The sequence below is a fragment of the Streptomyces sp. NPDC001709 genome, assembly GCF_053596375.1.
Genome location: NZ_JBSFGB010000143.1, coordinates 1 through 1,578 on the forward strand (window position 1 = coordinate 1; position 1,578 = coordinate 1,578).

Annotated in this window: 1 protein-coding gene; it reads left to right on the forward strand. The window is 68.8% G+C overall.

Annotated elements, in window-relative coordinates; genetic code table 11:
- The first annotated feature begins 120 nt into the window (after positions 1 to 120).
- A complete protein-coding gene (locus tag ACWC0C_RS48315; protein ID WP_450871546.1) occupies positions 121 to 1,485 on the forward strand; it encodes an ISNCY family transposase in 1,365 nt (454 codons plus the stop codon).
- The last annotated feature ends 93 nt before the right edge of the window (positions 1,486 to 1,578 follow it).

Here is a 1,578-nt window from a genome sequence, read left to right on the forward strand (position 1 = left end):
TAGCTACTTGCCCCTGAAGAAGTCCGGGGCTGTCTCTGGGTTGTCCTCTGGGGAGAGCTGGTGAGGGCCGGTCTGTGACCGCGACAGTGGAGGCGGGTCGTGGCGGCCGGGGGTGGGGCGGTGTTGCGTGTCGCTGGAGTGCAGGACGCCTGGTGGGAGGTACTGCCGGAGCAGGCGCGGCAGTTACCCGCTGATCTGGGCCTAATCGATGCGTTCTTGGACGACGAGCGGTTCATCGCTCCGTGGCGGGCGGTGTTCGCCGAGCGGCTGGGGCGGCCGTCGGTGCCGGTGGAGACGCTGCTGCGCCTGCTGTATCTCAAGCACCGCTACCAGCTGGGTTACGAGACCCTGTGCCGTGAGGTCGCGGACTCGTTGAGCTGGCGCCGGTTCTGCCGCATCCCGCTGACCGCCCCGGTGCCGCACCCGACCACGCTGATCAAGCTGGTGCGCCGCAGCGGAGCGCAGGCGGTGGAAGAGCTGAACGCCGCTCTGCTGGGCAAGCTGGTCGAGGACAAGCTGCTGCGGTGCAGCAAGCTGCGCATCGACACAACCGTGATGGAAGCCGATATCGACCACCCCACGGACGCCGACCTGCTCGAACACGGAGTACGTAAGCTGGGCCGGCTGGTTGGGCGGATCAAGGCGTCGGGGGCGGCCAGGCGCACCCGCTTCCGTGATCGCAGCCAGTCGGCGGGTCGCCGTGTGAAGGAGATCTCGCGCACGCTGCGCCGGCGCACCGGCCAGGCGCTGGGCGAGATCGACCGGCTCACCGGTGAGATCGCCGCCGTGGCCCGCGCGACCCTGCGGGACGTGGCGGCGGTGGAGCGCAATGCACGGCGCGCACTGGCCAGGCGGCCTTCGGGGCGACTCGCGCATCTGGTGGGCGAGCTCGCCGAGACCGTGGCGGGCACCCGCCGGCTGCTAGAACAGACCGCGTTGCGGCTGGCGGGCATCCGCACCATTCCCGACCGCATGGTCTCGTTGGCAGACCCGGACGCGCGGCCGATCCGCAAGGGCAAGCCCCAGCACCCCACCCAGTTCGGCTACACCGCACTTGTGGCTGAGGACGAACGCGGCTTCATCGTCGACCACCAGGTCCAGCGCGGGAACCCGGCCGATGCGCCGCAACTGGTTCCTTCGGTGGTGCGCGTCGTGTCACTGACTGGCCGCCCGCCCAGCACGGTCGTCGCGGACCGCGGCTTTGGCACGGCGGCTAACGATCTGGCCCTGGCCGAACTCGGTGTCCATCGGGTCGGCCTGCAACGTGCTGGAAAGCCTGGAAAGGCACGGCGTGAGTACGAGCAAACTCGTCCATTTCGGCGGATGCGCAACTGGAGAGTCGGCGTTGAGGCCCGTATCAGTCACCTCAAGCGCAGCTTCGGTTTCCGTCGTACCCGCCTGCGCCGCCTGGCCGGTGCCCAGACTTGGGCCGGACTGGGAATCTTCGCCTATAACCTCCAGCGGATGGCCGTCCTGAGCCGGTGAGGGAGATATGCCCCCGCCAGCCAGCGGCACAGAGCCGTCCTACAGCGCCAGCCCCGTCACCAGCCCAAACACTTTTTCAGGGGCAAGTAGCTA